Raw genomic sequence first — 25,602 nt, forward strand, 5'->3', positions numbered from 1 at the left:
AGGTCACCCGGCCTCGGGGTCGACCACCGCGGAGCCGACCGCCCGGACCAGCGGCTCGTCCGGGGCGCCCGGCAGGCGCAGAGGCAGGTCCACAGGCGCGGTGAGCTCGACGACGAGCCGATCGCCGTCGACCCGCACCGTGGCGCGGATCCCGGGATGGTCGATCGCCGCGCGACTGTCGCGGAGGTAGGCACGGACGGCCGCCTCGGCCTCCGCGCGCGAGATCGCGAGGCCGCCGGTCGCGAGCCCCCCGTCGTACACGTCGGCGCCCTGGGCGCCGACATCGGCCCCCTGGAGAGCGGCGCCGTCCGCCAGCGCGTCGAGCCGCTGTCGGGCGAGGTAGGCGGCGCTGGCGTCGACGACGACGGCGACGAGCAGCAGGACGAGCGCGGTGAAGGCGATGACGAGCGGCGCGGAGCTGCCACGCTCGCGGCTCATCGAGCCTCACCTGCCTCCTGGTAACGACCGATCGGGACCGTCGCCCGCGCGTCGAGCGCGAAGGTCGGCCGCCCGAGGCCGAACAGGTCGGGCAGCAGGGGCAGGGCGACCGAGGACGTCACCCGGACGGTGACGACCGAGGTGCCGGCGTGACAGCTGCGCGGGTACGGCGAGCAGGTGACCGTGACGTCGACCGGGACGTCGACCAGCCCCTGGTCGGCGAGTGCCTGCCGCGCGACCTCCCGGGCCCGCTGCTCGCCGGCCGCGTCGTTCGGCGCGAGCGCGTAGGCCCGGGCCGCCGCCCGGGCGGCGCCACTGACGCCGAACGAGCCGCGCTGCACCTCGAACACCGACAGGACGATCCACAGCAGGGGCAGCAGGAGCAGGAGTCCGAGCCACACCACCTCAACCAGGCCGCTCCCCCGCTCGCCCATCCGTCGGCGCGGCGTCATCGCGGGCGCTCCTCGACGGCCCGACCGGTGACCGTCAGGCCGATCGCGGGCCCGCCGAGCCCGAGGGCGGGGACCTCCGCGCGCACGACGATCTCGACGCCGGGCGCCCCCTCGACGAGGACCTGCCGCACCTCGACGTCCTCGGCGTAGCGCCCCGCCAGCGCGTCGGCGATCTGCGCCCGGGCCCGGGCCACTCCGTCCCCCGGACCGCGATCCGCGGTGGCCGCCAGCCGGGCACCCTCGGAGGCCGCGGCCGCGAGGGTCGCGCGCACGTGCAGGACGAGCGCGACCTGGAGCAGACCGAGCACCAGCGGCACGAGCACGAGGGTGGCCAGGGTGAAGTCGACCAGCGCCGAACCGCGCTCGCCCCGGCTCACCGCACGGAGTCGAGCGCCGACTGGAGGATGCCGACGAGCTGGGGCTGGGCGATCCCCCACAGCGCCACGCCGATCGAGATCGTCATCAGCGTGATCAGCACCCAGCCGGGCACGTCCCCGCGCTGGTCGGGCCTTCTTCTGGTTCGAGGCGGTCGGTGCACGGTGGTTCCTTCCGAGATTCCGTGGCGGGTCAGTAGCTGAGGGAGAGGCCGATCAGGCCTGGCCAGAAGGCGAAGAGCACCGTCGTGGGCAGGATGAGGAAGACCACCGGCAGCATCATGGCGATCTCCTTGCGCGAGGCCTGCTCGATCAGCTCCCGGCGGCCGGCCTCGCGGACGTCGGCGGCCTGGGCGTGCAGGACGTCGGCCAGCGGGGTGCCGCGCTCCACCGCCACCGCCACCCCGTGGGCGAAGCGGGCCACGACGGTCAGCCCGGTGGTCGCGGCGAGGTCGTCGAAGGCGTCGGCGACCGGCTGGCCGGTGCGGATCCGCGCCAGCAGGTCGCCGAGCTCACGGGACAGCTCGCCGCCGCTGCGCCGCACCACCCGGTCCAGCGCGCCCACCGGCGACTCCCCCGCCGCGACGCTCAGCGCGAGCAGCTCCGCCACGGTCGGGAACTCGGCGAGCATCGCCGCCTCGCGCCGGCGCACCTGGGCGCTGAGCCGGTTGTCGCGCAGCAGGACGCCGCAGGCGAAGGCGCCCAAGCACGCCAGCGCCAGCGGCAGCGGGCTGCCGGGGCTGGTCCAGGTGCGGAGGACGCCGTAGGCGGCGGCGATCGCGAACCCCACCAGCCCCCACTGCACCTGGTGCACGCGGAACTCGTGGAGCGTGAGCGGGCTGCCCGCGCGCGCCAGCCGGCGTCGTACCGACGTGGCTCCGCCGACCACCCGCTCGACCCCGTCGGCCGCCTGGCGCAGGACCGGGGCGAGCACGACGGCGGCCGAGCTGCGGGCGCCGGCCGCGGGCGTCGTACGCCGGGCCGGGGCGAGGTCCCGGACGTAGGGCAGCACCCGGTCCTCCAGCCGCGGGCGGCGGATCGCCACCACCCGCGTCGCGACCAGCCCGAGGCCCAGGGCCGCGGTGAGACCGAGCAGGGCACCCGTGGCCACCGCGCTCACTGAAGGATCCTTCGCTCGGCGGGGAGCCGGCCGAGCCGCATCATCAGTCGGTAGGCGACCGCGCAGGTCCCCGCGCCGACCACCAGGACGACCAGGCCGGCCGCGGACTGGTAGCGCTCGATGACCGTCGGCTGGCTCGACATCACGACCAGTACGATCCACGGCGCGGCGACGGCGACACGGGCGCCGTTGACCGCCCAGGACTGGCGCGCCTCGAGCTCGGCGCGGGTGCGCAGGTCGTCGCGCAGGTAGCCCGACAGGTGGCGCAGCAGCCGGCCGAGCTCGCCTCCGCCGACCTCGCGCGCGATCCGCAGACCCTCCACGACACGGTCACCCACCGGATCGGCGAGCCGGTCCTTGAGCCGGTCGAGGCAGTCGCCGAACCGGCCCGAGACCTGGTAGTCGAGCGCGAACGCGTCGAAGGCCGGGCGCAGCGCGTCGGGACCGCGGACGCCGAGCGCGGCCACCGCGTCCGGCAGCGACATCCCCGCCCGGACCGCCGACGCGAGATCGTCCACCGCCTCGGGCCAGACCTGCGCGAACTCACGGCGGCGCCGGCGTGCCCGACCCGCGACGACCGCCCAGGGCAGGTAGCCCGCACCGACCGCCAGCACCGCCGCGATGGGCACCGTGCGGGTGACGCCGAGGACGACCACGAAGCCGGCCGCGCCCGCGCCGAGCGACAGGAGCGCCAGCGAGCGGGGGGCGACGTCCCGCAGCCCGGCCTCCGCGAGGAGCCGCTGCGTGGGGCCGGCCGCAGCCGCCGGCCGGTCGGCGCGCGGCCATCGGAGGGCCGCCCACACGAGCAGGCTGCCGATCCCGAACCCCAGCCCGACCAGGGCGCCCAACGCTCAGCCCGCCTCGGCGAGCAGCCCGACGACGTCGACGCCGAGCCGCTCGAACCGCTCGAGCCGCGGCGGCAGCCCGATCCCCCGCCGCAGCGCGCCGTCGCGCCACTCGAACACCGGCTCCGTCTCGATGACGTCGCCCTCCATCCGCCCCGGCACCGCGACGATCTCGGTCACCCGGCGCGCACCGCGCGGGTCGAGGGCCAGCTGGACGACGAGGTCGACCGAGGCCGCGACGGTGGGGACGACGAAGCGCGCCGAGATGTTCTCCCCCGCCAGCAGCGGCAGCGTGCAGACCTTCGTCAGCGCCTCCCGGGCACTGTTGGCGTGCAGCGTGCACATCCCCGGCAACCCGGCGTTGAGCGCCAGCAGCAGATCGAGGCACTCCTCCGCCCGCACCTCCCCGACGATGAGCCGCGACGGCCGCATCCGCAGCGACTCCTTGACCAGGTCGCGCAGCCGGATCTCGCCGGTGCCCTCGAGCCCCGCCTGCCGGGTCTGCAGGGCGACCCAGTCAGGATGCGGGAAGCGGACCTCGAAGACCTCCTCGGCCGAGATCACCCGCTCCCCGCCGGGGATCGAGGCGGCCAGGCAGTTGAGCAGGGTCGTCTTCCCGACGTGGGTCCCCCCGGTCACCAAGATGTTGAGCCCGGCCCGCACCGAGGCGTCCAAGAAGCGCGCCGCCGGCGCCGTGAGCGTGCCGAGCTCGACCAGCTCCTCGAGCCGCGACGCACGCACCACGAACTTCCTGATGTTGACCGCCGAGAATCCGCGCGCCACCCCTTGCAGGACGACGTGGAGCCGGTGGCCCGCCGGCAACATGGCATCGACGAACGGCCGGCTCAGGTCGATGCGCCGACCCGTGGACTTCAACATCCGCTCCACCAGCTCGGCCACCTGCGCCTCGCTGAGCACCAGGTTGGTCAGCTCGTGCCGCCCGTGCCGCGCCACGAACACCCGGTCCGGACTGTTGATCCACACCTCCTCGACGGTCGGGTCGTCGAGGAACGGCTGCAGCGGTCCGAAGCCCGCCACGCGCGCCACCAGCTCCGCGACCAGCCCGTCGGGGTCCGCGACCGGCGCCACCACACCCGTCAGGCTGCGCTCGTCGTGCTCGCGCACCAGCGTCGTCGCCAGACGCCGCACGACGGGGACGTCACGCTGCGGATCGATCCCCTCCCGGCGTACGACGGCACGCAGGTCCTCGTCGAGGCGCATCACGACGTCGTCGGACGCCGGCGCGACCACGACCGGTGGCTGCAGCAGGGCCATGACGACTCCCCGAGATAGGACGGCACTGGCTGCCAGCACCGTAGGCCACGGTCGACGAATCGGGAAGGGTGACTTCGCGACCTGTGGAGAACCAGGAAGAGCGGCGAACCAGCGGCGGGGGTGCTCACCGTCAGACCCGGGGTGGGTCGCTCCGGTTCGTCGATGTACCGACGCGGGAGACGCCAGAGCCTCCGCCGAGCACTCCGAGCGGTCGTGAGCCCGCAGCGACTCCTTCGCCACCAGTGCCAGTGAGCTGTCAGCGTCGGGTCATACCGTCGGTGTCTCGAAGTACGTGCTGCGTTCGATGATCAGGTCCTCCTTGACCGTGAAGAAGTCGGCGAAGCCGAGAGTCACACTCGAACCGTCCCGGAGGCGGCCGCTGAAGCGGCCTTCGACGGCGGCTCGATCCGGAGCGCCGACGAGAACACCCAGGAGCTCATGCGTCCCCTCCGCGATGACTCTCCTCCTGTCGTAGAACCCCAGGAGCGCCTCGCGCCCGACCATCGGCTCATAGCCGGGACGGCGGTAGACGGCATCGTTCGCGAACAGGTCCACAACGTCGGCCGGAGTGGGCGAGTCGACGGTCTCGTAGTACCGGCGGACGACCGCCTCGACCTGCTGACGGTTCACCGCGCCGCGCCTCGGGCCTCAATAGCGGAGCACGGACGCGCCGACGCCGGACCGACCCAGCGGGACCGCGCTTCCGGTGCTCTCCGAACCTTCGACATCACAGATGCCCTGGCCGCGACCTCATCGGCAGAGGGGGCGGGCAGTGCGACGCACCCACGTGCACCACCACCGCGGTCAGAGCGCGGCATCGGCTTCCGACGACCGATCGGAGACGAACATGTGCTGGGCGTAGTGCGTGAAGGTGTAGCGCGGTCGCGCCGACTCCACCGCAAGCTGGGGGGTGATACCGCAGCCCCAGAAGACGGGGATATCGCCGTCCTTCATGTTCGGGGCATGACCGAAGTCGACGGCCGACAGGTCGGCGATGCCCAGCGCCGCGGGATCGCCCACGTGCACGGGAGCCCCATGGCCCCAGGGGTAGCGCGACGTCACCTGGACGGCCCGGGCGACCTGGTCGGCCGGGATCGGCCGCATGCTGACGACCATCGGGCCCGAGAACTTGCCGGCCGGCGCACACTGCCGATCCGTGATGTAGACCGGCGCCGGAGTGTCGGCCTCGATATGCCGCAGCGGCAGACCGGCTGCGAGCATGGCCTGCTCGAAGGTGAGGCTGCAGCCGAGCAGGAAGCCGACGGCGTCGTCCTCCCACACGTCCACCAGGTTGAGCGGCTCCGACTCCAGCTCACCGTTGCGGAAGACGCGGTAGCGGGGAAGGTCTGTTCGCACGTCCGCGTCAGCGGCGATCTCCCGCACGATCGGCGAGCCGACGTCGAGCACCTCGAGCAGCGGGACCGGCTTGGGATTGCGCTGGCAGAAGAGGAGGAAGTCGTAGGCGTCCTCCTTCGGGACGATCGCGAGGTTGGCCTGGAGCTGCCCCAGCCCGAGGCCGATCGTCGTGTCCGTCCAGCGCTCCTCGCGGATGACCTGGCGCAGCGCGCCTGCGTCCAGTCGAGCGGCATCGACGCGGCTCAGGCCCAGATCGTCTGATGTGTCGATCAAGTTGTCTGCCATAACGGACAAAATAGGGAAACCCTCGGCCCCGGTCAAGGCCTCCGGAGAAGTGCTCGGGTCGTACCGCGCCGAAGAGCGCGACTGGGCGCCGCTAGTGCTGAACGGCGCTGTGATGGAGATCCATCGTCGCGGGGTACTCCATGATCAGCGCGGCCAGCACGGGGGCCGCGGACAGCGCCTGGTAGCTGTGGGGGACGTCCGCCGGGAAGCTCGCGTAGTCTCCCGGCCCCAGGGTCACCGCCTGGCCGACCGGCCCCGTGCTGAGCTCGCCCTGGATGACGAGCACGTGCTCGTGCACGCCGGAGGGGTGGGTGTGCCCCGGCGTCGCGATGCCGGGCTCCACCGTCAGGTGCAAGAGCTCCAGCACGTTGTGGTTGAGGCGAAAGCGCCTCAACAGGCGCGCGACCAACGTCTCTCCCACGACATTGGGGCCCGACTCCGCCCGGATGACCTGTACCGCCGGGGGCTCGGCCTCGGTGAGGAGCTCGCTCAGGGGCACCTTGAGCGCGTTGCTGACCGACCAGATGGTGTCGATCGTCGGGTTACCGCTGCCGGCCTCCATCTGGTAGAGCGTGGCTCGGGCCAGCCCGGAGGTCCGGGCCAGGGAGGACAGCGAGATGCCGCGGGCGTTGCGGACCCGCTTGAGGTTCCTGGCCAGGACGTCGTCGATGCCCGAAGGCGCCCTCGCCCCCTGCCCCGCGTCGTCACCCGTCACCCGTCGCCCTCCCTGCCCGTTGCCTCGTCACTGATCCGTCTTCGAGTTGGTCATTCTTCCCCAAGGACTCAGAAGAACGTGAAGACACCGTCGACCACGGTGTAACTGTCGTCGACGACCGGGAGGTACGCCCACTTGTCGAAGGCGCCGCACGGGTGGCTGATGCCGCTCACCAACCAGTCACCGACCGCGAGGTCGGACTCAGGCGGCAGCCGCACGAACGCGTGCTGGTCGTTGAGCGCCAACACCTCGAACGCGCCCTCCACCTCCTGCCACCCGTCGACGCCGGGGCGCGAGGTCCGCAGCGGCACCGGGAGCCGGTAGTCGTAGGGGACATCGCGCTTGCCGATGCCGACGATCGCCAAGTCGGGTCGCGGGCGCGACCACACGGTGGCCCAGACCTCCAGCGACTGCGCGAGCAGCCCCTTGCCCACGCCCGGCCGGCCGCCGAGGAAGGAGGTCTCCTCGTACATCTCGACGTCGTGGGTCACATAGCAGCCGCTGCGAAGGATGGTCTGCACCGGGACGTCGAAGGCAGCCGGGCCGACCGTGTCGGTGACGATGTCGAAGTAGGAGCTGCCGCCGGAGGTGACGATGATCCGTTCGCCCTCGCACAGTCCGGCCTCAGCGACCTCCCGCACCAGCCGGTGCAGGTCGTCCATATAGACCTGCACTGCCGCCAGACGCTCCTCGAGGCTGTCGGCGGGCACCAGTCCTTCGAATGCCGAGACACCGCGCAGCGAGACCGCCGGTGACTGCGCCGCTCGCCGCGCGACGGTCAGCGCGTCGGGCACCGACCTGACGCCGCTGCGGCCATTGTCGTATCCCAGTTCGACGAGAACCGGAAGCGGCGTGCGGGAGGCACGCTCGCTCACCACGCCCTCGATGATCTCGATGCCGGCGAGGCTGTCGACGTAGCAGAGGAACTCGAACGGCGCTCCCTCACCGCCGCGCGCGGCATCCAGCTCATCGAGGATCCACGCGATCGCGACCGGGTCGACGAGCTCGTTGGCCATCAGGATCGCCGGCACTCCGAAGGAGCGCATCAGGCGGACCTGCCATGCGGTGGCCGCCGTGATGCCCCAGGCTCCCGCCTCGAGCTGGCGGGCGAAGAGTTGAGGCGCCATGGTCGTCTTGCCGTGCGGCGCCAGGTCGACCCCGTGCTCACGGCAGTAGTCCGCCATCACCTTGATGTTGTGCTCCAGCTCCCGTTCCTTGAGCAGCATCAGCGGGAGGTCGAGGTCCCCCTTGAGCACGTTCCACTTCCGCTCGGCCACCTCGGCCGCGCGCAGCGACTCGCCCGGGTTCAGGAACAGCCCTTTCGTGCGCGCGTCCAGGACCTGGTCGCCCAGCTCCTGGACGCGCTCGCGGACCACGGCGAGCCGCTGCGTCACGCCGGCGCCCCGCTCGCCCTCAACCGGCATTGACGGTATTGAGGGTCTTGATGCTCCCGTCGCTCTGGAACTCCCACTGCTCGTAGGTCGCCTTCGTCGGGTCACCGTTGTCGGCAAGGTCGATCGGGCCGCTGACACCGTCGTAGTCGATGTCCTCGCCCTCGTCGATGAGCTTCTTGCAGTCGGCGAACGTGGTGCACTTCGTGCCGCCCTCGGTCACCGAGACCATGTTGTCTCGGATCTTCTGGGGGTCGGTGCTCTCCGCCTGCTGCGCGGCCAGCGCGACGGTCGTCACGCAGTCGTAGGCCTCACCGGTGAACTGGGTGGCGGAGAGGTCGGGCACCTCGCCGCGGAGCTTGTCGAGGAACGCCGCCTGTGAGGTCGCGGCCGGATTGACCCCGCGCAGGCCCTCGACGGCGGCCTTGTTGCCCGGCTCGACCTGCTCGGCGAGATCGGTCTTCTTCGAACCGGTGCCGACGTAGATCGGGATGTCCTGCGGCCCATAGCCGGCCTCGATGAGGCCGCGCAGGATCGTGGACGTCTCGTCGAAGGCGATCAGCACCATGGCGTCGGGCTTGTACGAGACGATCTTGCGGATCTCGGCGTCGAAGTCCTGCGCGGTGGGATCGTAGAGGATCGGGTCGGACGCATCGGCACCAGCCTTCTCGACCTCCTGCACGGTCAGGTCGCCGAGTCGCTGGGCGTAGTCGTCCGCGCGGCCCACGACCGCGACCCGCTTCCCGCCGTCGTCCACGATGAGCTGAGCGAACACCGGCGCCAGCAGCTCGTCACTCGCGGCCGCGCGGAAGTAGTAGCCGTCGTCGTCGTAGTCGGTGAAGGTCGGACTGGTGTTGGAGGGGGCGCACTGGACGACGCCGGCGGTGACGATCTTGTCGATGATCTTCAACGAGATCCCGGAGCCGGCCGCGCCGATCACCGCCGACACGGTGTCGGTGTTCAGCAGCCGATCGACGGTCTGGGTCGCGACCGAGCCGTCCCCCTCGCCCTCGTCGCCGCCCGTGAGAACGACATCGGAGCCGAGGACGCCGCCGGCGTCATTGATCTCGGCCGTCGCAAGCTTGACTGCACCGATCATCCCGGGCCCGAGGAACGCGATGCCACCGGTCTCCGGGAGCACATAGCCGATACGGAGGGCGTCGGAGTCCCCACCCGCATCATCGGACTGCGCGCAGGCGCTCAGCGCCAGCGCCGCGATGGAGAGCAACGAGCACGCCACCGGCAACCTCTTCGAACTTCTCATGGCCTGACCCTTTCAGATGTGACCGTTATACTAAACTAGTTGTCTTCTTTGGCGGACATCGCAGGGTGCGCCAGTCCCCCGACCCGGGTGACGTCGCGGCCTCGCTACGTGCGGGACGAACGGCTCAGGCTGCCGAGATAGAGCTCGACCACCTTCGGGTCGCCCAGCAGCTCGCGACCGGTTCCCGCGTAGGCGTTGCACCCCTGGTCGAGCACATAGCCCCGGTGGACGATCTCCAGGCAGCGCTGGGCGTTCTGCTCCACCATCACGATGGTCACGCCCTGCGCGTTGATCTGCATGACCCGCTCGAAGGAGTCGCCCTGGTTGATCGGCGAGAGACCCGCGGACGGCTCGTCGAGCAGGAGCACCTTCGGCTCGGTCATCAACGCCCGGCCCAGTGCGACCATCTGCCTCTCGCCACCGGAGAGCAGACCAGCGCGGGTTCGCCGGCGTGCCGCCAGGAAGGGCAGCATCGCGGTGACCGCGTCGAAGCGCTCGGCCCAGCGGTGGCGCTGCTGGTAGAGGCCCATCCGCAGGTTCTCCTCGATCGTCATGCTCGGGAAGACGTTGTTGGTCTGCGGCACATAGGCCACTCCCCTGGCGACGAGGTCACTCGGGGCGCGCCCGACGATGTCCTCGCCGTCGAGACGGATCGAGCCGCCGCGCACGGGCGCCAACCCGAACATGGCCTTCATGAACGTCGACTTGCCCGCACCATTGGGCCCGATCACACCGACCAGCTCGCCGGGGGCCACGGAGAGGGAGGCCCCGCGAATGATGTCGACGCCGCTCACGTAGCCGGCCACGAGCTCATCCACGACGAGAACGTCGGGCCGCGGCTCGGTCATCGCCGTCTCCTTCTTCGTCATCACTGCGCGCCTTCCACATCCGACGGTTCGAGCGGATCGCCGTAGCCGGAGCCGAGGTAGGCCTCCACGACCGCGCCGTCGTTGGCCACGGTGGCCGGGCGTCCCTCCGCGATGACCTTTCCCTGTGCCATGCAGACCACCCAGTCGCTGACGCCCATCACCATGTCCATGTCGTGCTCGACGATCAAGACCGTGGTTCCCTGGGCCGCGAGACTGCGAAGCTGATCCATGATCGTCTCCCGCAGGGCGGGGTTGACCCCGCCCATCGGCTCGTCCAGCATCAGCAGACGCGGCTCCAGCATCAGCGCCCTGGCCAGCTCCAACAGCCGTCGCTGACCACCGGAGAGAGTGCCGGCGTACTCGTCGACCATCCGGCCCAACCCGAACGTCGCCAGCACCGCCCTGGCCCGCTCCTCGATCTCGCGCTCCTGCCGTTTCCACAACGCCGAGATGGGCGCGCACCACAGCCGCTCTCCGACCTGGTGCTGCGCTGCCAGCTTGGCGTTCTCCAAGACGGTCAACCGTGTCATCGACCGGGTCAACTGGAAGGTACGGACCATGCCGGCGCGGGCGCGCTGGTGGGGCTTGGCTCGGCTGATGTCCGAGCCGCCGAAGACGACGGAGCCGGAGTTCGGGATGTCGAAGCCGCTCAACAGGTTGAACAGGGTGGTCTTCCCGGCCCCGTTGGGGCCGATCAGACTCGTCACCAGGCCGGTTTCGATCTCCAGGTGGTCGACGCCGACCGACTGGAGTCCGCCGAACCAGCGCTGCACGTCGTGGGCGACCAGGACGGGGTCGGCTTTGGACGAGCCGGGGGTCTCCTCGAGTGTCGTCATCTCAGTGGTCACCTAGCACCATCTCGTTTCGGTCGCCGAAGATGCCCTGGGGCCGGAAGATCATGAGCGCCATCAGGCCGAAGCCGACGAGCACGAAGCGGTACGCGCCCAGCGCGTCGGCGCTGAACAGCTGGTCCGGCATCGCGCCGGTGTCGGCGAGGGCGCGGATTCCGCTGTCGAAGACGGAGATCAGGAACCAGAACATCACCGCGCCGACAAGCGGGCCCCACGCGCGGCCGACTCCGCCGAGGATCACGGCGGCGTAGGCGAAGAACGTGACCTCGGGGATGAAGGCGTCGGGGGCGACGGCCTGCTGGCTGATGGCCAGCACCGCTCCCGCGCCGGCACCCATGACTCCGCCGAGCACCAGGCTCTGGATCTTGATCGAGACCACGCTCTTGCCCGCGCTGCGCACGACCTCCTCATCCTCGCGGATCGAGAGCGCCACACGACCCCACGGGCTCTTGGCCAGGCGCCAGACGAGAAGCGCGGCCGCAACCGCCAACACCCAGCCGACGATCATGACCCACAACGTCTGGTGGGAGAAGACGAGGTTGCCGAAGCCGTAGCGACCCCGTGGGATCGGGTTGAGCTCGTAGAACTCGTTGGCGAAGCGGGTCAACCCGAAGACGCCGCCGGTGACCTCCTCGGTGGAGTGCGACCGGAAAAGGAGTCTCATCGCCTCGCCGGCAGCCAGCGTCGTGATCGCCAGATAGTCGGCACGGAGCCGCACCGTCGGCAGGCCGAGCAGGAGGGCGTAGCCCACGGCCGCGACGATCGTCAGGATGAGCGCGGCCCACAACGGCCAGCCGAAGGTGCTGACGCCGATCGCTATCCCGTAGGCGCCGACGAGCATGAACCCGACCTGGCCGAAGTTGAGCATCCCGGTGTATCCGTAGTGGAGGTTGAGGCCAACGGCGGCCAGAGCGTACAGCGCGGCTTGGGGGCCCAAGGCCGTGCGCAGGGCATCGATCAGTACGTCCATCGCTTATCCGATCCGCGTCGCGTTGCGAGATCCGAGAATCCCTTGGGGCCGCACCAGCAGCACCACCATCAGGGCGAGGAGAGCCCAGAAGATCCGGAGTTCGGGGGGAGAGAAGAGTGTGCTCAGCTGGCTGACCAGACCGATGGCCAGAGCGCCGACCAGGGCGCCATTGGACTTGCCCAGGCCTCCGAGGATGACGGCCGCGAAGACGACCATCAAGATGGCGAAGCCCATGTCCCAGCTGACGGAGCCGTCAAGTCCGAGCAGCACGCCGCCGACGGCGGCGAGGCCGGAGCCCATCATCCACACCACCAGAATGACCCGCTTGACGCTGATGCCGGACGCCTCCGCGAGGTCGCGGTTGTCGGCGACGGCGCGCATGGCCTGACCGATCGGTGTGCTGTGGATCATCCAGGCGGTCCCTGACACGACCAGCACGGCGGTCACCATGATGCCGAGATCGCGCGGTGTCATCGAGACACCCCAGAAGTTCCAGGAGTCCTGGACGCGGAAGGCCGAGTAGGCCTTGCTCGCGCCGCCGAAGACGATGAGGTAGATGTGCCGCACCGCGAGTGAGAGACCGAGCGAGATTATCAGGAGCTGGAACAGCCCGGTGCGCCGCTTGCGCAGCGGCCGCCACAGGCCGAGCTCGAGCGCGCCGCCGAATCCGGCCCCGGCCACGACGGCGACGAGGGCCGCCAGCCACAGCGGGAGGCCGATGGACTGGAAGTACCAGGCGACGATGGCGCCGAGAGTGATCAGCTCGCCGTGGGCGAAGTTGATCATCTTGGTGGTGCCGAAGATCAGGGAGAGGCCGATGGCGCCGGTCGCGACGATCAGGCCGAACTTGATCCCATCCACGAGGGCCTGCGGGAACTCACTGAGCACCGAGGTCTCGGGGGCGTTGGCACCCACCGCCCACCCCAGCATCAGGAGAGCAGTGGTCCCGCCCAGGACGAGGGGGGCGACACCGAGCCCCGGTCTATTTCGCAAGTCAGGCAAGAGAAAACCCTTCGTTGAACGTGGACGACGTGCTGTCGAGCGACACTCAGTCGAAGCCGTGATCGGCGTGCTCGAGATGGAGAAGGTGTCGCACCAGGGCGATATCGGGAGGAGAGCTCGCCAACTGGCACCGCGCCGGCCCCTCACCCACCGCCGTCAGCGTGACGTCGCCGCCGGGCCTGATCATCGCCGCCTCGTCGACACCGACGCCCCAGGAGCGCTCCCCCTGATCGATGCGAACGGCGCCGGTGTGCACGACGACCATGTGCTCCTGTTGCGGCTCACCGATGGTGACGCACGCACCGGCGTCGAGCTCGGCGAGCCGCACCATCACGGCCTGTCCGACGAGATGCCGGATGACCACCCCGGGGGCCGCCTCGATCGCGGGGACGTCCTCCGCGAGCTTCGCGACCGAGACACCGCCTCGCGTCGCTCCAGACATCGGAGGCCGACCTCAGCTCTCGCCGTACAGGAGTGTCGCCGTCTTGCCCGAGAGCATGAGGTCGATCTCGTCACCGGTCACGCCCTCCTCGAGCAGGAGCTGCACGTAGCTGCGCAGGCCCTCTGCCGGCAGCGGGTTGTGGATCTGGCCCAGGTCGGAGGAGATGACGATGTTCTCCGCGCCGATGATCTTGAGGTTCTCGACCAACTGAGGAACGGCGACCGAGAACCACTTCGGCGTGATCATGCTGAAGGCGTAGTTCAAGATGGCTCCGTGCTCCACCAGCTCCCGCTGCTTCTCCAGGTCGGAGAGCTCGGTGAACGGGAGGTAGGGGTGATCCACCACGACCTTGGTGATCCCGGCCGCTGAGGCGGCCTTGACCAGAGCCAGCGTCTCGGCGGGGCTGACATGACCGACGGCGAGTACGGCGTCGTATTGCTTGATCAGCTTCAAGCAGTGGTTCAAGCCGGGAACGATCTCACCGTTCGAGTCGGTCAGCACGATGGGCTCGGCCTCGCGGTAGAACTCAGGCAGCTCGAAGGACTGCGCCTTCCCGTATCCCCCGATGCCGCCGAAGTGCTTCTCCTGCTGCACGGTGTCGATCGTCGGCATCCAGACCACCTTGGCTCCCATCCGGAGCGCATGGTCGACGGCGAACGGGTTGAGGCCGCCGTGCACCAGATTGAGCGTGATGCTGCCGAACACGTCGATGCCGTCGAACTGCCTCATGGCGTCAGCCGCGCGATCGGTGGTCATCATGTGGTGGCTCTTCAGCACCACCGCGCGCATGCCCTTCTCCTTGGCGTCGCGCACGCACTCCACGAAGCTGTGGCGGTGAAACAGGGAAGGCGCCTGGTGGACGTGGATGTCGATACCGCCGCGCAGCAGGTCCAGATCCAGTCTCCCGCTCATGGTGATCCCCTTGTGTATTGTTTACTGAACAGACATGTCTAGTAAGTCAGACGCTAGTGAGCGCGCCGTTACCAGTCAATAGCAGTCGTGTTACGAGTTTCGTGACCGGTCGAGAAGGTCCGCCACGTCGTCCGCACAGCCCCATGCCGTGGTCATTCCCGCGCCGCCGTGCCCGTAGTTGTGCACCAGCCATCCGGCTTCGGACCTCTCCCGCTCGACCCGCACGCGGGACCGAGCAGGCCTCAGCCCCACCTTCGCCTCGAGCACCTCCGCGCGCTCGAGATCGGGATGGAGCGCACGGCCCCGCAGCAGGATCTGCTCCGACTGAGCAGCGTCCACCACGGTGTCCCAGCTGCACTCCTGGTCGGTGCCGCCCACGATCACATCGGCTCCGCGCGGGATCACATAGGTCAGTCCGTCCGGATGGTGGTAGTCGAGACGGAAGTGCGTGATCCCCGGGTTGGTCAGTCGCAGGACCTGACCGCGCACCGGGTGCACCTCGCCATCAGGCACCAGCTCCCGTGCGGCCAACCCGGTCGCGTTGACCACCCACGGTCGGCTCGCCGTCACCGCGGCCAGGCTCTCCACCCGTCGCCGCACGAGACGGACGCCGCGTTCGGCGAGTCGCTTCAGCAACCAGGGCAGATAGGTCGTCATGACCGCCACCGGCGCTCGGTATGCCAGTGCGTCGACATAGCCCGGCGGCAGGTCAGCGACATCGGCATGTCCGAAGTCGGCGAGCACGCTCCCCCAGGCCGGGTCGACCAGCGGCTCTCTACCCAACTCGAGGCCCGGGACCATCGTGATGCCGGAGCCGGGCATCTCGACCTGCGCCAGGTACACCTCTAGGGTGCGCGCACTCCATCTGACCACGTCCGCCTGGGGCTCCGCGCGATACGGACGCCACAGCGCGGCAGCCACGGCCGAGACCGTGGCGTCGCAGTCCCGGTCCGACCACAGCTCCACGTCCCACCCGTCATCGGCGAGCCGCCAGGCCGTGGTCGCACCGATGATGCCGCCGCCGAGAACGGTCGCCGTGTCGCCCGCCCCGACGGCGACGGACATCAAAGAGCGTCCGCGATCGTGAACGTCACCTGGATCTCGACCGGCGCGTCGAGCGGGAGCACCGGCACCGCGATCGCCGTCCGCGGGTGCCTGCCCGCCTCACCGAGAACCTCTGCCAGCAGGTCGCTGGCGCCATTCGCCACCAGATGCTGGTCGGTGAACTCGGGCGTGCTCGCGACGAACACCTGGACGTGCGCCACCACCAGCCTCTCGAGCGAGCCGGCGGCCCGGGCGCCGGCAGCGAGGGCGTTGAGCGCCGCGACCCCGGCCTGACGCCTGCCCTCCTCCATGCCGACCACACCTCCGAGCTTGCCGGTGACCGGGAGCCTTCCGTCGACGAAAGGCACCTGCCCGGCGACATAGAGAACGTCGCCGACGCGACGCCACGCGATGTAGTTCGCGGCCGGCGCGGCGATGTCCGGCAGCTCGAGGCCGAGCGCCGCCAGGCGCTGCTGCGGGGTCTGAGACTTCTGCGACACGTGGGCCCCCTGGGCTCGATGGACGGGTCGTCTACTGCGCAGGCCCCGACCGGGCCGAGATCCCGACGAGCCCGCTCACTGCCCGGACCGGGCCCGGGAGGGGTGGAGTCACAAGTTGTCTGATTTAGAAGACGATGCGCAGACTAAACCAGACAGTTCGGGTCTGGTCAACGGACCGGTCGAGATCATCTCCCGCTCGTAGCCCGGGGAGACGACGCCGGGCCCGACGCCGTACGGCGTCGGGCCCGGTCATCGACGTAGGCGCTAGCTCTTCGCGGCGGCGACCGCCTGCGCGAGCGCGGCCTTCTGCTTCTTCAGCTTCTTCTTGAGCTTCTTCAGCTTCGTGGCCAGTCGCTTCGCCTTGGCGGGCTGCTTCGCCTTCTTCGCGGCCTTGGCCTTGGCCTTGGCCGAGGCGACCTTCTCCTTCGTGGACGCCACCTTGGCCGCCGCCTGGGCGAGGGCCTGCTCGGCGGCCGTCGGCGGGGTCACGGTGGGCGGGGTGACCGCCGGGGGCGTGACGACGACCGGTACGGCGAAGTCGGCGCGCAGGTGACCCTGACGCAGCGAGAAGCCGTCGGTGTCGCCGTCGTCGGTCCACACGACCTCGACCTTGTCGTCGACGGCGGTGCGCAGCGGCTTGATCGCCATGCCCTCGTTGTTGAGGTTCGGCATCCCGGCCGGGCGGGCCAGGGAGTGCTTGACCACGAAGTCGCCGCCCTCGACCTTCAGCAGGTTCGCGACGCCGCCGCAGCTGTCGTCGCACAGGGCCCAGAGCGCCTGACGGTCGGGGTCGAAGGCGGTGTCCATGGCGAACGGGAAGCCGGAGGACTCCACCTTCACCTCGACCGGTGCCGCGCCGGCGGCGAGCGAGAAGAAGTGCAGGTCGCCGGTGGCCTCGACGGCGGTGACGAACAGGCCGGGGGTCGGGTGGTCGGCGGCGGCGTAGGCCTTGCCGTCGGCCCGCCAGCCGGCGGCGACCAGGAAGCTGTCGGGGACATAGGTGATGCCCTCGAGGCCGAGGTTGGTGCCGGTGGTGACGAAGGAGTTGACGTCCCACTCGTCGGTCGCCGTCAGGTCGGTCGTGGCCGCGGTGACGGCGGAGACGTCGTACCGCTCGATCTTGTTGGCGGAGACGTCCTTGTTGTCGTTGTCGCGCTCGGAGGTGACGTAGATCGAGCCGTCCGGGCCGACCGTCACGCCCTCGGAGTCGACGGCGCCGGCGCCGGTGGCGAAGTGCAGCTTCTTGCCGCCGTCCCAGCCGTCGACGGCGACGTAGGTGGCGCCGACCTTGCGCAGCTTGTGCAGGGTGTTCTTGTTCTGCACGACCCACAGGATGCTCGGGTCGGTCGGGTCGAAGGCCGCGCCGGAGACGTCGCCCTCGCCGTTGCCGTCACCGTCGCCGAAGCCGTTCACATCGTCGACCGTGGTGATCTCCGCCGGGCCGGGCCAGGCCTCCGTGACGACGCCCGGGCACGCGTTGGCCGCACCCCAGGTCGCCGTCGGCGTCTCGACATAGGACACGGTGCCGAAGAGCTCGCAACGGCTGTACGACGCGATGCCGTCCTCGTTCCAGGTGTGCCCGATCGCGCGCGCACCGTCGCTGGGCCGGCGCAGCGTCAGCGAGTCGGCGCTGTCCAGCCCCACGATGCCCTCGGCGACGTAGAACCCGCCCACGGCGAGGCTGGTGCCGGCCGGGACCGTGTGCACCACGGCGTCGCCGGCGTCGAGCAGCTCCCAGCCGGAGATGTCGACCGGCGCGGTGCCGATGTTGAGCAGCTCGGCCTTGCCGGAGACGTTGGAGACCTCGTTGAGGACGACGGTGGTGGCCAGGGGCGGCGCGACCTCGGTCTCGCAGGAGGTCGTGTTGGCGCGGCCGAAGCTGTTGACCGCGACCGAGACGAAGGCGTCCGAGCCGTCGGGGCAGGCGGCATACGACCGCGCGGCGGACTCGAAGCTGTCGGAGACACCGGCCTGTCCGTCGCCGTACGCCTGCTCGTCGACGAGCTGGCGGCCGGCCGGGTCGGCGCCCGGGCCGTAGACCTTGACCGCGTCGCCCTCGCCGGACAGGCCCTTCTTCGAGGAGAACGCGACGTAGCCGCCGGCCGGGATGGTCATCTCGGCGGCGGCCTCGAAGGCGGTGCCGTTCCAGACCTTGAGGTCGGCGAGGGTCAGCGGGGCGGCGCCGGACGCGGCGCCGCTGTCGACCTGGTACCAGCCCTCGATACCGACCGGGCTGCTGCCGGTGTTGTGCAGTTCGACGGCGTCGCCGAAGCCCGGGTTGCCCGGGTCGTCGGCGTTGAGCGAGGCGATCTCGTTGATCTCGACGTCGTCCCAGTTCGGGTCGAGGTCGGGGACCTCCGCGCCACCGCCGAAGGAGTTGGCGGCGCCCGGCGTCGCGGCGGACGACAGCTTCCAGAGCCCGGCGCCCGGGGCGGTGCGCGCCCACGACGGCGACGCGTGGCGGGTCGTCACGCCGTCGGCCTCGTAGCCGACCCACGTGGTGTCGACCAGGGCGCCCTCGTCGTTGCTGAGGTAGAGGTGGTCGTTCTTGTTCAGGCCGTAGCCGCCGCCGGCGTAGGTGAAGCCGTCGACCGGCACCGCGGGCTCGGTCTCGACCACGACGTAGTCACCGGCCGGGATCACCGCGCCGGCACCACCGAGGACGATCTCGTCGCCGACGGCCTTGGTGCCCTCGCCGTCGGCGAGGGTCCAGCCGGTCAGGTCGACGGTGGCCAGGCCGAGGTTGCGGATCTCGACGAAGTCGGTGCCGTCGGAGAAGTACTCGTTGATCGACACACCGGCATCCGCCGCCGAGAGGGCGTTGGAGCCGCCGGGCGTCGCTGCCGAGGCCTGCGCGAAGGCGCCCGTGCCGTCGGTCGTACGCGCATAGCTCGGCGCGGCGTGCGTGTCGGCCGGCAGGTCGACGTACGCGTCGATGACCGTGGCCTGGTCCGGGCTCAGCAGGTGCACCTCGTCGGACTTGCCGAGGCCGAAGCCGTTCGGGTACGACGGGTCGTCGTTGAAGATCACCGCGTAGCCGCCCGCCGGGAGCACGCCGTCGAGGACGATGTCGTCGCCGCCGGCGATGCCCTTGTCGTCGGTCAGGTGGTAGCCGGTCAGGTCGACGTTCGCGGCGCTCTTGTTGTAGAGCTCGATGAAGTCGGTGTTGTCGTTCCAGCCGTTCGTGCTGAACTCGTTGATCACGACGGCTCCGAGTGCGCCGGCGGGGTCAGCGGCGCTGGCGGGAGCAGCGACGGCGAAGAACGAGAGGCCGGAGAGGCCGAGAGCACCGGCGGCAACGACTGCGGCGGCGCGAGAGGGTGATGTCACGACAGGTGTGTCCTCGGGTGAACGGAGATGGGTCGACAAGACCCAACGTCGCGGCACCGGGAGAACGGCCGGTGAACCACGACCGACGACCGGCCGACAGCGGGCCGACCAGTCAGTTGAGGATCACGATCGCGGCGTTGAGGGCCGTCGCGAAGCCCACCCAGAGCAGGTACGGCGCCAACAGCCATGCCGCCGCTCGCGAGACCCGCGCGAACAGCGCGATCACCGCGACGATCGCGACCAGGAGCGCTGCGATGTCGACGAGTGCCCAGCCGTAGCGGTCGGCCGCGAAGAACAGCGGCGTCCAGGCCAGGTTGAGCAGCAGCTGCGCCACCCACGCGGCCAGCCCGGGCACGCCTGCCCCGGCCCGCCAGGCCAGCCAGCCCGCGACGGCGATCATGACGTAGAGGACCGTCCAGACCGGGCCGAAGAGCCACGAGGGTGGCGCGAACGGCGGCAGGTCGAGAGCGCGGTAGGTCTGCGCGGAGGAGCCGGCGGCGAGTCCGCCCAGCACCGCGACGGCCGCCACCGCCGCCACGAACGGCAGCAGGGCGAGCACGTCGCGGGCCGGGCCCGAGGTCGGAGCGCTGGTGGTGCTCATGTCCTCCAGTCTGCGTCGCCGGAGGTCAGCGGGCCTCGCGGCGGGCGGCCTGGCGCCGCAGCTCCGTCTTGGCGAGGGCGTTCTTGTGGACCTCGTCGGGGCCGTCGGCGAAGCGCAGGGTGCGGATGCCGGCGTACATGTTGGCCAGGGGGAAGTCCTGCGAGAGACCGCCGGCGCCGTGGACCTGGATGGCCTTGTCGAGGATCCACTGGACCGTCTCGGGGGTGGCGATCTTGATGGCCTGGATCTCGGTGTGAGCGCCCTTGTTGCCGACGGTGTCCATCAGCCAGGCGGTCTTGAGGACGAGCAGGCGCAGCTGCTCGAGCTTGACCCGCGACTCGGCGATCCAGGTGCGGACGGTGCCCTGGTCGGCGATCGGGCGGCCGAAGGCGACCCGGGACTCGGCGCGCTCGCACATCATCTCGATCGCGCGCTCGGCGATGCCGATCGAGCGCATGCAGTGGTGGATCCGGCCGGGACCGAGACGGGCCTGGGCGACGCCGAAGCCGCCGCCCTCCTCGCCGATCAGGTTCGCGGCCGGCACCCGGACGTCGGTGAAGAGCAGCTCGGCGTGCCCGCCGTGCTCGTGGTCGTCGTAGCCCATGACGTGCATGGCGCGCACGACCTCGAGGCCGGGGGTGTCGCGCGGGACGAGGATCATCGACTGCTGGCGGTGCCGGTCCGCGGTGGGGTCGGTCTTGCCCATGACGATGAAGATCGCGCAGTTGGGGTTCATCGCGCCGGTGATCCACCACTTGCGGCCGTTGAGGACGTACTCGTCGCCATCGCGCACGATGGAGAGCTCGATGTTGGTGGCGTCGGAGGACGCGACGTCGGGCTCGGTCATCGCGAACGCCGAGCGGATGTCGCCGTTGAGCAGCGGCTCCAGCCACTGCTTCTTCTGGGCGTCCGTGCCGAAGAGGTGCAGCACCTCCATGTTGCCGGTGTCGGGGGCCGCGCAGTTCATGGCGGCCGGGGCCAGATGGCCGCTGCGACCGGAGATCTCGGCGAGGGCGGCGTACTGGACGTTGGTCAGGCCGGCACCCTCGACCCCGGGGTGCTCGCCGGGGAGGAAGAGGTTCCACAGGCCGCGCTTGCGGGCCTCGGCCCGCAGCTCCCGGAGGACCGGGGTCGAGTCCCAGGCCCACGGGTCGTCCAGCTCGGCGAGCTGCTCCTCGAAGACCGTCTCGGCGGGGTGCACGAACTCGTCCATGAAGGCGAGCATCGTGGCCCGCAGCTCCTCGGTGCGGGCGTCGAATCCGAAGTCCATCAGTTCTTCCTCCAGGAGTGTGCGTTCAGTGCGGTGAGGCCGGCGTCGAGCAGCGGGTCGATCGCCGCGCCGATGTCCTCGAAGCCCTCCCCGACCGTCTGGCCGGCGAGGAAGCGGTAGTGGATGCCCTCGAGGATCGCGGCGAGCTTGAAGGCCGCCAGCCCGAGGTACCAGCCGAAGCCGGACAGGTCGCGGTCGCTGGCCGCGGCGTATCGGGCCACGATCTCGTCCTCGGCCAGGAAGCCGGGCGCGGTCGAGGCGTCCGCGACGGCGTCGCCGATGGTCTCCGCGAGCCGGTGGTAGGTGAGCATGAGCGCGAGATCGGTGAGCGGGTCGCCGAGGGTCGCCATCTCCCAGTCCAGTACGGCGGTCGCCCGGTCGGGCTCGGTGGCCCCCTCGGCCCCGTCCGCACTGTCGACCAGCACGTTGTCGAGGCGGAAGTCGCCGTGCACGATCCCGGTCGTCGACTCGGCGGGCACCGAGGAGGCCAGCCTGCGGTGCAGCTCGTCGGCCGCCGGGAGGTCCCGGGTGTGCGACGCGTCGAGCTGCTTGCGCCAGCGCGCGACCTGCCGACCGAGGAAGCCCTCGGGCCGGCCGAAGTCCGCCAGCCCCACCTCGGCCGGGCGGACCGCGTGCAGCACGGCGAGGATGTCGACCAGGCGCTCGGAGATCGCCCGGGTCCGCTCGGCGCCGAGCGGGGCCAGCTCACCGGCCCGGCGGTACGGCGTGCCGACGCACCTCTCCATCACGTAGAACTCAGCACCCACGACCGAGGTGTCGGAGCAGAAGGCGTAGGTGCGCGGGACCGGGACCGCGGTGTCCTGGAGCGCCGTCATGACGCGGTACTCGCGGCCCATGTCGTGGGCGGTGGCGAGCACGTGCCCCAGCGGCGGGCGGCGCACGATCCACTCCGAGGTGCCGTCGGAGACGGCGAAGGTCAGGTTGGACTTGCCGCCGGCGACCAGGTCGGCGGTCAGGGTGGTCCCGGCGCCGGGCACCGCGGCGGCCAGCCAGGTGCCGAGCGCGTCGAGGTCGAGGCCAGGCGGGTTCACTCGACCCCTCCGGTCAGCGTGACGCCGCCGTCGACGACGACGGTCTGGCCGGTGAGCCATGCGGCGTCCTCGGACAGCAGGAAGGCGACGACGCCGCCGATGTCGTCGGGCACGCCGAGCCGCTTGAGCGGGTACTGCGCGGCGACCTCGGCCTCGCGGCCCTCGTAGAGCGCGGTCGCGAACTTCGTCTTCACCACCGCGGGGGCCACGGCGTTGACCCGGATGTCCGGGCCGAGCTCGACCGCCAGCAGCTCGGTCATCGAGATGAGCATCGCCTTGCTGGCGCCGTACATGCCGATGCCGGGGGCGGGCTTCACGCCGGAGACCGAGGAGACGTTGACGACCGCGCCGCCGTGCTCCTTCATCCACGCTGCATGCACGCGCTGGGTCCAGCCGAGCGCGGCGAGCACGTTGACGTCGACGACCTTGCGGGCGACGGCGAGGTCGAGGTCGATCATCGGACCGTAGGCCGGATTGATGCCGGCGTTGTTGACCAGCAGGTCGGCGCTGCCGAAGGTCGCGATCGCCCGGCGTACGACGTCGGCCTGGTGCTCCTCGTCGTCAGCCTTGCCCGCGACGCCGAGCGCCCGGTCCGGGCCGCCCAGCGCGGCGACCGCCTCGTCGAGCGCGTCCTTGCCGCGTCCGGTGAGGACGACCCGGGCGCCCTCCGCGACCAGCCGCTCGGCGATCGCGAAGCCGATGCCCCGGCTCGCCCCGGTGACGATCGCGGTCTTGCCGTCGAACCTCGTGCTCACGTGTCTGCCTCGCTCCATCAGGTTACTAAGCGCTTGCTTAGCGTGTAGCCTACCTTGCACGCGCACCGCCCGTGCCGTCAAGGGCGCGGCACCCCAGCACCGGAGGCCCGACGATGAGCACCCCGTCCCGCGCCGAGGCCACCCGCGCCCGGCTGCTCGAGGCCGCCGTGACGGCGTTCGCGGAGAAGGGCTTCCACGGGACGACCACCCGCGACATCGCCGGGGCCGCCGGGATGAGCCCGGCCGCGGTCTACGTGCACCACCGGTCCAAGGAGGAGCTGCTCTTCCTGATCTCCCGCGAGGGCCACCAGCAGGCGCTCGACGTGGTGCGCACCGCCCGGGCGTCCTCGGCCGACCCGGTCGAGCAGGCGGCGGCGGCGGGACGGGCGTTCGCGGAGTTCCACGCGCACCACCACACGGTCGCCCGGATCCTCAACTACGAGCTCGCCGCACTGAGCGAGGAGCACCGCACCGAGATCGACGTCCTGCGCACCGGCATCGACCGCGAGCTGCGCGCCCTCGTCCTCGACGGCGTCGCCGCCGGCGTCTTCGACACCCCCGACCCGGCCCTGGCGGCCACCGCGCTGGCCTCGATGGGCGTCGACATCGCCCGCTGGTACCGCGAGGACGGCGAGTGGTCACCCGCCCAGATCGGCGACTACTACGCCGACCTCGCGCTGCGCCTGGTGGGCGCCGCCCCGGCCCGATAGGCCGAGACGACCGCGCTTCCTCTTGTGGGAAGAGAGTTCTGTTTTAGAATCTGTTCGTGGACCTCGACTCCGGCGCCAGCGCGATCGGCGCGCTCGCCGACGACACCCGGCGCACGCTCTACGCCTATGTCGCCGGCCGACCCGAACCGGTCGGGCGCGACGAGGCCGCCGGCGCCCTGAGCCTGGCCAAGCACACGGTGAGCTTCCACCTCGACCGGCTGGCCGAGGAGGGCCTGCTGGAGGTCGAGTTCCGGCGGCTCAGCGGGCGCTCGGGCCCCGGCGCGGGCCGGCCCAGCAAGCTCTACCGCCGCGCCGACCGCGAGTTCGCGATCACCCTCCCACCGCGACGCTACGACCTCGTCGGCGACATCCTCGCCGCCGCCGTCGGCAGGGCCCGGTCGGCGCAGGACCTCGACGCCGCACTCGCCGCGTCCGCCCACGCGGAGGGGCGCGCGGTGGCCGACGCGGCCGGCGGCGTCCCCGCCCCCGCCGGACTCCCCGAGCTCGCCGCGGTGCTGGCCGGCCAGGGCTACGAGCCTGCCGTCGAGCCGGACGCCGTGCTGCTGTCGAACTGCCCCTTCGACGCGCTCGCGGAGAAGCACACCGAGGTCGTGTGCGGCCTCAACCGCTCGTTCGTCCAGGGTGTCGCCGACGGACTGGGCTGCACCGCGACGACGGCGCACCTGGAGCCGGCCGCGGGTCGCTGCTGCGTCGCCGTACGGCGCGACGTCCCGCGCGGCCATGGACAAGCGCCGCCGGGCGGAGAATGATCGGCGGCGTGGCCATGTTCGAGGTCGCCGCCGACGCCTACGTCCGCTTCATGGGGACCTTCTCCGGTCCCCTCGCGGGGCTGTTCGCCGACGTGGGCCTGGCCGGCGTCGACCCGACTGCGCCCGTCCTCGACGTGGGCTGCGGTCCCGGCATGCTCACCGCCGAGCTGGTACGGCGCCGCGGCGCACCGGACGTCGCGGCGGTCGACCCCGTCGCCTCCTTCGTCGCGGCCACGGCCGCCGCCCACCCCGAGGCCGACGTGCGTGCGGCGTCGGCAGAGGCCCTCCCCTTCGCCGACGCCGCCTTCGGGGCCACCCTCGCCCAACTCGCCGTGAACTTCATGACCGACCCGGCGGCCGGCACGAGCGAGATGCGCCGGGTGACCCGGCCCGGGGGCCGGGTGAGCGCCTGCGTCTGGGACCACGCGGGTGGGCGCGGACCGCTGTCCCCCCTCTGGGGCGCCGCCCGGGCGCTCGACCCTGCCGTCGGCGGCGAGGGCGCGTTGCCGGGCGCCCACGGTGGCGACCTGACGGCCCTGCTCGGTGCCGCCGGGCTGCGCGAGGTCACCGAGGTCGAGCTGACCGTGGCCGTGAGGTTCGCCCGCTTCGCCGACTGGTGGGAGCCCTACACCCTCGGCGTCGGTCCGGCCGGCGCCTACGTCGCCGGCCTCGACGACCCGACGCGCGAGCGCTTGGAGTCCGACCTGCTCCGCGAGCTCGGCCCCGGACCGTTCACGGTCGTCGGCACGGCTTGGGCGGCCTCCGGTGTCGTCTGACGGCCGCGCCGCGCTCGACCGCTGGATCATCTCCGGCGGCCACTGGGAGGTGGTCGGCGAGCGTGACGGCACGGCCACCGTGGCGCTGCTGACCTGCGACGGCGGCCAGGAGATGGACCGGGTGACCGTGCCCGTCGCCGCCCTTCCCGCCGGCTGACGGACCCGCCCATTTGTCCCGCCAGCGGGACACAAATGCCGGAAGTGACCTCCCGCACACCTGCTCCGCGCGCCCA

Annotated in this window: 29 protein-coding genes; 4 read left to right on the forward strand and 25 right to left on the reverse strand. The window is 71.0% G+C overall.

The window, feature by feature from the left end; translation table 11 throughout:
* Window positions 1-3: 3 nt before the first annotated feature.
* The 25 genes from RB608_RS23655 to RB608_RS23775 all read right to left on the reverse strand — a co-directional run bounded on the left by RB608_RS23655 (window position 4) and on the right by RB608_RS23775 (window position 23,113).
* Entirely contained in the window at window positions 4-438 is a 435-nt protein-coding gene (locus RB608_RS23655; protein WP_308090533.1) for a pilus assembly protein TadG-related protein, read from the reverse strand.
* On the reverse strand, window positions 435-890 hold the full coding sequence (locus tag RB608_RS23660; protein WP_308090534.1) for a hypothetical protein: 456 nt from the start codon (window positions 888-890) through the stop codon (window positions 435-437). Before RB608_RS23660 ends, RB608_RS23655 begins: the two co-directional genes overlap by 4 nt.
* Window positions 887-1,267: a TadE/TadG family type IV pilus assembly protein gene (locus RB608_RS23665; RefSeq protein WP_308090535.1), complete on the reverse strand. Its 381-nt coding sequence runs from the start codon at window positions 1,265-1,267 to the stop codon at window positions 887-889. Before RB608_RS23665 ends, RB608_RS23660 begins: the two co-directional genes overlap by 4 nt.
* Window positions 1,264-1,428 carry a hypothetical protein gene (locus tag RB608_RS23670; RefSeq protein WP_308090536.1) on the reverse strand — a complete coding sequence of 55 codons (165 nt, stop codon included), beginning with the start codon at window positions 1,426-1,428 and terminating at the stop codon, window positions 1,264-1,266. Before RB608_RS23670 ends, RB608_RS23665 begins: the two co-directional genes overlap by 4 nt.
* A gap of 29 nt (window positions 1,429-1,457) precedes the next feature.
* A complete protein-coding gene (locus tag RB608_RS23675) occupies window positions 1,458-2,384 on the reverse strand; it encodes a type II secretion system F family protein (protein WP_308090537.1) in 927 nt (308 codons plus the stop codon).
* Window positions 2,381-3,232, reverse strand: coding sequence for a type II secretion system F family protein (locus RB608_RS23680; RefSeq protein WP_308090538.1), 852 nt, complete (start codon window positions 3,230-3,232; stop codon window positions 2,381-2,383). Before RB608_RS23680 ends, RB608_RS23675 begins: the two co-directional genes overlap by 4 nt.
* A 3-nt stretch (window positions 3,233-3,235) precedes the next feature.
* Window positions 3,236-4,504 carry an ATPase, T2SS/T4P/T4SS family gene (locus RB608_RS23685; RefSeq protein ID WP_308090539.1) on the reverse strand — a complete coding sequence of 423 codons (1,269 nt, stop codon included), beginning with the start codon at window positions 4,502-4,504 and terminating at the stop codon, window positions 3,236-3,238.
* Window positions 4,505-4,771: 267 nt separating this feature from the next.
* Complete coding sequence (locus RB608_RS23690; RefSeq protein ID WP_308090540.1) at window positions 4,772-5,134, reverse strand: nuclear transport factor 2 family protein; 363 nt, start codon at window positions 5,132-5,134, stop codon at window positions 4,772-4,774.
* Between the two features lie 174 nt (window positions 5,135-5,308).
* The gene (locus tag RB608_RS23695) at window positions 5,309-6,181 is read right to left on the reverse strand and encodes a putative hydro-lyase (protein WP_308090541.1); all 873 of its coding nucleotides are present in this window, start codon (window positions 6,179-6,181) and stop codon (window positions 5,309-5,311) included.
* A gap of 55 nt (window positions 6,182-6,236) precedes the next feature.
* Window positions 6,237-6,860, reverse strand: a complete 624-nt coding sequence (locus RB608_RS23700) for an XRE family transcriptional regulator (RefSeq protein WP_308090542.1) — start codon at window positions 6,858-6,860, stop codon at window positions 6,237-6,239.
* A 68-nt stretch (window positions 6,861-6,928) separates the two neighbouring features.
* On the reverse strand, window positions 6,929-8,284 hold the full coding sequence (locus tag RB608_RS23705) for an alanine racemase (RefSeq protein WP_308090543.1): 1,356 nt from the start codon (window positions 8,282-8,284) through the stop codon (window positions 6,929-6,931).
* Window positions 8,274-9,515 carry an ABC transporter substrate-binding protein gene (locus RB608_RS23710; protein WP_308090544.1) on the reverse strand — a complete coding sequence of 414 codons (1,242 nt, stop codon included), beginning with the start codon at window positions 9,513-9,515 and terminating at the stop codon, window positions 8,274-8,276. The genes RB608_RS23705 and RB608_RS23710 overlap by 11 nt, the downstream gene beginning before the upstream one ends.
* 104 nt (window positions 9,516-9,619) lie before the next feature.
* Window positions 9,620-10,384 carry an ABC transporter ATP-binding protein gene (locus tag RB608_RS23715; RefSeq protein ID WP_308090545.1) on the reverse strand — a complete coding sequence of 255 codons (765 nt, stop codon included), beginning with the start codon at window positions 10,382-10,384 and terminating at the stop codon, window positions 9,620-9,622.
* A complete protein-coding gene (locus tag RB608_RS23720; RefSeq protein WP_308090546.1) occupies window positions 10,384-11,232 on the reverse strand; it encodes an ABC transporter ATP-binding protein in 849 nt (282 codons plus the stop codon). The genes RB608_RS23715 and RB608_RS23720 overlap by 1 nt, the downstream gene beginning before the upstream one ends.
* A complete protein-coding gene (locus RB608_RS23725) occupies window positions 11,222-12,205 on the reverse strand; it encodes a branched-chain amino acid ABC transporter permease (protein ID WP_308090547.1) in 984 nt (327 codons plus the stop codon). The genes RB608_RS23720 and RB608_RS23725 overlap by 11 nt, the downstream gene beginning before the upstream one ends.
* Before the next feature lie 3 nt (window positions 12,206-12,208).
* Window positions 12,209-13,207 (reverse strand): branched-chain amino acid ABC transporter permease, encoded by a 999-nt coding sequence (locus RB608_RS23730; RefSeq protein ID WP_308090548.1) that lies wholly within the window; start codon window positions 13,205-13,207, stop codon window positions 12,209-12,211.
* A gap of 46 nt (window positions 13,208-13,253) precedes the next feature.
* Window positions 13,254-13,649: a hypothetical protein gene (locus RB608_RS23735; RefSeq protein ID WP_308090549.1), complete on the reverse strand. Its 396-nt coding sequence runs from the start codon at window positions 13,647-13,649 to the stop codon at window positions 13,254-13,256.
* 12 nt (window positions 13,650-13,661) lie between these two features.
* Window positions 13,662-14,561, reverse strand: a complete 900-nt coding sequence (locus tag RB608_RS23740; protein WP_308090550.1) for a DUF6282 family protein — start codon at window positions 14,559-14,561, stop codon at window positions 13,662-13,664.
* A gap of 90 nt (window positions 14,562-14,651) precedes the next feature.
* Complete coding sequence (locus RB608_RS23745; protein WP_308090551.1) at window positions 14,652-15,626, reverse strand: FAD-dependent oxidoreductase; 975 nt, start codon at window positions 15,624-15,626, stop codon at window positions 14,652-14,654.
* The gene (locus tag RB608_RS23750; RefSeq protein WP_308090552.1) at window positions 15,626-16,105 is read right to left on the reverse strand and encodes a RidA family protein; all 480 of its coding nucleotides are present in this window, start codon (window positions 16,103-16,105) and stop codon (window positions 15,626-15,628) included. The genes RB608_RS23745 and RB608_RS23750 overlap by 1 nt, the downstream gene beginning before the upstream one ends.
* 264 nt (window positions 16,106-16,369) lie before the next feature.
* The gene (locus RB608_RS23755; RefSeq protein WP_308090553.1) at window positions 16,370-19,435 is read right to left on the reverse strand and encodes a lamin tail domain-containing protein; all 3,066 of its coding nucleotides are present in this window, start codon (window positions 19,433-19,435) and stop codon (window positions 16,370-16,372) included.
* Between the two features lie 112 nt (window positions 19,436-19,547).
* Window positions 19,548-20,036 (reverse strand): TspO/MBR family protein, encoded by a 489-nt coding sequence (locus RB608_RS23760; protein ID WP_308090554.1) that lies wholly within the window; start codon window positions 20,034-20,036, stop codon window positions 19,548-19,550.
* Between the two features lie 25 nt (window positions 20,037-20,061).
* Entirely contained in the window at window positions 20,062-21,306 is a 1,245-nt protein-coding gene (locus tag RB608_RS23765) for an acyl-CoA dehydrogenase family protein (protein ID WP_308090555.1), read from the reverse strand.
* Window positions 21,306-22,358, reverse strand: a complete 1,053-nt coding sequence (locus RB608_RS23770; protein WP_308090556.1) for a phosphotransferase family protein — start codon at window positions 22,356-22,358, stop codon at window positions 21,306-21,308. The genes RB608_RS23765 and RB608_RS23770 overlap by 1 nt, the downstream gene beginning before the upstream one ends.
* A complete protein-coding gene (locus RB608_RS23775; protein ID WP_308090557.1) occupies window positions 22,355-23,113 on the reverse strand; it encodes an SDR family oxidoreductase in 759 nt (252 codons plus the stop codon). Before RB608_RS23775 ends, RB608_RS23770 begins: the two co-directional genes overlap by 4 nt.
* A gap of 113 nt (window positions 23,114-23,226) precedes the next feature.
* Here RB608_RS23775 and RB608_RS23780 point away from each other — a divergent pair, with 113 nt between their 5' ends.
* From RB608_RS23780 to RB608_RS23795, 4 genes are read left to right on the forward strand one after another with little or no spacing between them, the layout of a single operon-like run.
* Window positions 23,227-23,823 (forward strand): TetR/AcrR family transcriptional regulator, encoded by a 597-nt coding sequence (locus RB608_RS23780; protein ID WP_308090558.1) that lies wholly within the window; start codon window positions 23,227-23,229, stop codon window positions 23,821-23,823.
* A 56-nt stretch (window positions 23,824-23,879) separates the two neighbouring features.
* Window positions 23,880-24,593 (forward strand): transcriptional regulator, encoded by a 714-nt coding sequence (locus tag RB608_RS23785; RefSeq protein ID WP_308090559.1) that lies wholly within the window; start codon window positions 23,880-23,882, stop codon window positions 24,591-24,593.
* 14 nt (window positions 24,594-24,607) lie between these two features.
* Window positions 24,608-25,369, forward strand: a complete 762-nt coding sequence (locus tag RB608_RS23790) for a class I SAM-dependent methyltransferase (protein ID WP_308090659.1) — start codon at window positions 24,608-24,610, stop codon at window positions 25,367-25,369.
* Window positions 25,359-25,526, forward strand: coding sequence for a hypothetical protein (locus RB608_RS23795; RefSeq protein WP_308090560.1), 168 nt, complete (start codon window positions 25,359-25,361; stop codon window positions 25,524-25,526). Before RB608_RS23790 ends, RB608_RS23795 begins: the two co-directional genes overlap by 11 nt.
* The last annotated feature ends 76 nt before the right edge of the window (window positions 25,527-25,602 follow it).

The sequence above is a fragment of the Nocardioides sp. LHD-245 genome, assembly GCF_030929495.1.
Taxonomy (GTDB): Bacteria; Actinomycetota; Actinomycetes; order Propionibacteriales; family Nocardioidaceae; genus Nocardioides.